This window comes from Streptomyces sp. NPDC093149, from assembly GCF_044754145.1.
Classification (GTDB): domain Bacteria; phylum Actinomycetota; class Actinomycetes; order Streptomycetales; family Streptomycetaceae; genus Streptomyces.
The window spans coordinates 1-5,180 of sequence record NZ_JBIVON010000060.1 but is presented as its reverse complement, the minus strand read 5'-3'; the positions used below and the strand labels follow the sequence as shown (position 1 = coordinate 5,180).

The following is a 5,180-nucleotide window of genomic DNA, read 5'->3' as shown; positions in this document are numbered from 1 at the left end:
CGTCCGTGGGAGCGGGAAGAGGGCCGTGTGCGGCGTGCGGGTGTGTCCTCGTTCGGTCTGAGCGGCACCAACGCCCACGTCATCATCGAGGAGCCGCCATTGGCGGAACCGGCCGGGGGTGTCACCGAGGGCGTCACCGAGGGCGTCTTCCCGGTGGTGGTGTCGGGGCGTGACGAGTCGGCGCTGCGGGAGCAGGCCGGACGCTGGGCGTCCTGGCTCTCCGGGCGTGAGGACATCCGCCTGGCCGAGGTGGTACGCACCGCCGGAGCCCACCGCACGCACTTCGAGCACCGGGCGAGCGCGGTCGCCGCCGACACCACGGAACTCGTGGCGGCGCTGAACGCCCTCGCCGAGGGACAGGCACATCCGGCGGTCACCGAGGGGGTCGCCGGTGCGGGCGAGTCGGCGGTGCTCTTCACCGGACAGGGCAGCCAGCGGGCAGGAATGGGGCGCGCCCTCCACACCGCCCTGCCTGCCTTCAGGGAAGCGTTCGACGAGGTGTGCGCGGCCCTCGACCCGCACCTGACACGTCCCCTGACCGAGGTGCTCTTCGCCGCCGAGGACAGCGCGGACGCGGCGCTCGTACACGAAACGGAGTTCACCCAGCCCGCCCTGTTCGCGTTCGAGGTGGCCCTGTTCCGGCAGTGGCAGGCCTGGGGGGTCCAGCCTGCCGCGGTGGCAGGTCACTCGATCGGCGAACTGACGGCCGCCCATGTGGCAGGAGTGCTGGAACTTCCCGATGCGGCACGGCTGGTGGCGGCGCGCGGCCGTCTGATGCAGGCGTGCGAGCGCGGCGGTGCGATGGCATCGGTGGAGGCGTCCGAGTCCGAGGTGGCCGAGGTGCTCCGGGGCATCGAGGGCCGGATCTCGATCGCCGGCCTGAACGGCCCCGCCCAGACGGTGGTCAGCGGTGACGGGGCCGCGGTGGCGGCGGTGGAGGGCCACTTCGCCGAGCAGGGCAGGCGCACACGCCGACTGGAGGTGTCGCACGCGTTCCACTCACCGCACATGGACGCCATGCTCGCCGAGTACGAAACGGTGGCCGAGAGCTGCCGGTTCGCGGCTCCGGTCATTCCCCTGGTCTCGTCGGTGACCGGCGAATGGGCCGACGAGAGCCTGGCACCGGGCGAGGGAGTGCGGTCGGCGCGCTACTGGGTACGCCAGGCCCGCGGTGCGGTCCGGTTCCTGGACGTCGTACGTGAACTCGACCGGGCGGGTGTCACCCGCTACCTGGAGTGCGGTCCGGCCGCGGTGCTGTCCGCGATGGGCGCGGCCTGCTCGGAGCAGGACAGCACCTTCGTCGCCTCCCAGCGGGCGGACACCAGGGACGGCCGACCGGTGGACGAGGTCCGCACGCTCGCGCAGGCGCTCGGAATCCTCCATGTCTCCGGGCAGGACATCGCCTGGGGCCAGGTCGCCCCGAGTTCCGGCGCCGCGCCCGTGACCGCCCCCACGTACCCTTTCCAGCGCGAGCACTACTGGCTGGAGCCGGCATCGGCCTTTGGCGACCTCGCCGACGTGGGTCTGGAGCACTCCGAGCACCCCTGGCTGGGCGCCACCGCGGTGCTGGCCAACGGGGAGGGCCACCTCTTCTCCGGCAAGCTGTCGCCGGCCGAGCACCCCTGGCTCAAGGACCATGTCGTCCACGGCACCGTGCTCGTGCCGGGCACCGGCCTGCTGGAACTGGCCCTCGCGGCGGCGCACCGGACAGGAGCGGCCGGCGTCGGTGAACTGACCCTGCTCGAACCACTCGTCCTGCGCGACACGGTCCGTCTGCAGGTCGTGGTCGGCCCCGCGCGGGAGGACTCCGGGCGCACCGTCGAGATCTACAGCCGCTCCGAGGAAGCCGTCGACGGAGCGTGGCGACAGCACGCCTCGGGCGAACTGCTGGAGCACGGCACCGATCCGGCGGACGACGACGTCCAGGAGCTGCGGCAGTGGCCGGTCCCGGGCGCCGAGGGCGTACAACTGGACGGCTACTACGAGAAGTTCGACGGGCTGGGACTGGAGTACGGGCCGGCGTTCCAGGGCCTGACCGAGCTGTGGCGCAAGGACGACACCGTCTACGCGCTGGTACGCCTGCCCGACGAGTTGCCGGCAGGGGAGTACGGGATGCACCCCGCCCTGCTGGACGCGGCACTGCACGGCCTGGCGGCACTGCGGGCGCAGGCGGGCCCCGAGGACGAGGGCGGGGACCATGGCGTCCTGCTGCCCTTCGCATGGAGCGGTGTCGAGTGCTCGGCCCCACGGAGCGCCGCACTGCGGGTGCGGGTGGATCTCGACCGTACGACCTCCACAGCCACGCTGCGGGCAGCGGACACCGAGGGTCGTTCCCTTCTCAAGGCCGCCGCGCTGCGGCTGCGCGAGGCGACGGCCGAACAGATCCGCGCCGCCGAACCGGTGGAGCACGTCTACGGAATCGCGTTCCAGCCGCCCCGGCACCCGAACAGGTCGGCCCCGACCGGACCGGCCTGGGTGCTGGACGACGGCCGGGGCACGCTCGCCCCGACCCTCGACGGGTTTGTCGACGGTTCGGCGGTGGAGCACTGCACCGACATCGATGCCCTGACGGCCCACCTCGACGCGGGCCGGGCCGCCCCCGGCACCGTCGTCGTCGACGCGACGGAGTACGGAACACCCGAAGCGTCTTACACCGCCGCCCGGAAGTCGGCGCTGAACGCACTGAGCACCGCCCAGCGCCTGCTCGCCGACGAGCGGCTGCAGTCCGCCGAGCTCGTCTGGGTCACCCGCGACAGCGTCGCGGCCTCGGCCACCGACCGCCTGGACGGACTGGCGAACGCCACGGTGTGGGGACTCGTCCGTGCCGTGCGCGCCGAGCACCCGGACCGGTCGATACGCCTCGTCGATCTCGGTGGCCAGGACGTCGGCACCGGAGTGGTCGCCCGTGCGCTCGCCATGACCGACGAGCCGGAGATCGCCGTACGCCAGGGTGATGTGCTGACGCCACGACTCGTTCCCGGGACCGCCACGGCCACCGCCACAGCCGCGCCCACGGACGGCCGGGAGCCGCTGTTCGACCCGCGGGGTTCCGTACTCGTCACCGGGGGCGTCGGCGAACTCGGGCACCTCGTGGCCCACCACCTCGTGCGCGCGTACGGCGTGCGGCACTTGGTGCTGACCTCCCGGCGCGGCCCGCAGGCGCCCGGAGCCGACGACCTGGTGCGCGATCTGACCCAGGCCGGCGCCGAGACCGTCCGCGTCGTTCCGTGCGACGTGTCCGACCGGGAGCAGACGGCCGCACTGCTGTCGGCCGTCGCCCCGGAGCACCCGTGGACCGGCGTGTTCCACCTGGCCGGTGTCACCGACGACGCGCTGCTCGCCGACCAGGACCAGGAACGCCTCCACCGGGTCATGGCTTCCAAGGTCGCGGGCGCCACACACCTGGCGGAGCTGACGCAGGGCCTGGACCTGTCCGCCTTCGTCCTCTTCTCGTCCGTGTCCGGGGTCCTGGGCGGCCCCGGACAGAGCAACTACGCCGCCGCGAACTCCTGGCTCGACGCCCTGGCAACACGCCTCAGGAGCGAGGGCCGGGCGGCCGTCAGCCTGTCGTGGGGGATGTGGGAGCAGAACGGAGGCGGCATGACCGCCCGGCTCGGCCAGGCGGACATCGCCCGTATGCGCAGACAAGGTGTCGGCGCACTGACCGAACGCCAGGGGCTGCGGGCACTCGACGAAGCCCTGGCGGGGGACCGGGCACACCTGGTGCCCGTACGGCTCGTGCTTGCCGCGGTCCAGCGCGAGGCGGACCGGAACGGTGAGGTCCAGGCACTTCTGCGGGGCCTCGTCCGCACCCGGCGCCACCGCACGGAATCGGTGCCGGAATTCGGCTTGCACCTGCGTGACCAGCTGGCCGCGCTCCCGGAGCAGGAGCGGCTCGCGGCACTCGTGGCGCTCGTGAGGCAGGAGGCCGCCGTCGTGCTGGGAGGCACGCGGCCGGAGAGCGTCGGCGAGCAGGAGGTGTTCCAGAAGCTGGGTATGGACTCGATGATCGCGGTCGAGCTCCGCCGCCGTCTGTCCACCGCCACGGGTGTTCAGCTGCCGCCCACACTGGCCTTCGACTACCCCACCCCCGTGGCGGTGGCCGGACTGCTGCTGGACCGGCTGTCGCTGTCTCCCGCCGCGGTCCGCGCGGCCCCGCCGGCAGACACCGACCGGACGGCCGACGAGCCGATCGCGGTGGTGTCGATGGCGTGCCGGCTGCCGGGCGGCGTCGACACCCCGGAAGACTTCTGGGAGCTCCTGGCGGGTGGGCGCGATGCGATAGGGACGTTCCCGGAACGCTGGGACGCCCTGGACGTGTACGACCCCGACCCGGACGCCGTCGGCAAGAGCTGCATCCGTGAGGGCGGCTTCATCGACGGTGTCGAGCGGTTCGACGCCGGGTTCTTCGGGATCTCGCCGCGTGAGGCGGTGTCGATGGACCCGCAGCAGCGGTTGGTGCTGGAGGCGTCGTGGGAGGCGCTGGAGCGGGCGGGCATCCGGCCCGACGCACTGGCCGAGAGCCGTACCGGCGTCTACCTCGGCACGATGGGTTCCGACTACAGCAGCCAGCAGGGCCGCGGCCTGGAGGAACTCGACGGATACGTCGGTACCGGCAACGCGAGCAGCGTGGTGTCGGGCCGGGTGGCGTACGCGCTGGGGTTGCAGGGTCCGGCGATCACGATCGACACGGCGTGCTCGTCGTCCCTCGTCGCCATGCACCTCGCCGCTTCCGCACTGCGGCAGAGCGAGTGCGATGTCGCGCTGGCCGGTGGTGTCACGGTGATGTCCACCCCCACCCCGTTCGTGGAGTTCTCCCGCCTCAACGGACTGGCTGCGGACGGGCGTTGCAAGTCCTTCTCGGCCGCTGCGGACGGCGCGGTCTGGGCCGAGGGTGCGGGCATCCTGGTCCTGAAGCGGCTGTCGGACGCTGAGCGCGACGGTGACCGGGTGCTGGCGGTGCTGCGGGGCAGTGCGGTGAATCAGGACGGCCGGAGTCAGGGGCTGACGGCTCCGAACGGTCCTTCGCAGCAGCGGGTGATCCGGGAGGCGTTGGAGGTGGCGCGTCTTGTGCCGGCCGATATTGATGCGGTCGAGGCGCATGGGACGGGTACGTCGTTGGGTGACCCGATCGAGGCGGGTGCGTTGGGTGAGGTGTTCGGTCCGGGGCGTGTTGCGGG

The 5,180-nt window shown here is 72.5% G+C and carries 1 protein-coding gene; it reads left to right on the top strand.

Features of this window, described 5'->3' with window-relative positions; all coding sequences use genetic code 11:
- Positions 1 to 27 precede the first annotated feature (27 nt).
- The coding region (locus ACIQCZ_RS42350; RefSeq protein ID WP_402291530.1) for an SDR family NAD(P)-dependent oxidoreductase at positions 28 to 5,180 on the top strand (5,153 nt) is incomplete at its 3' end.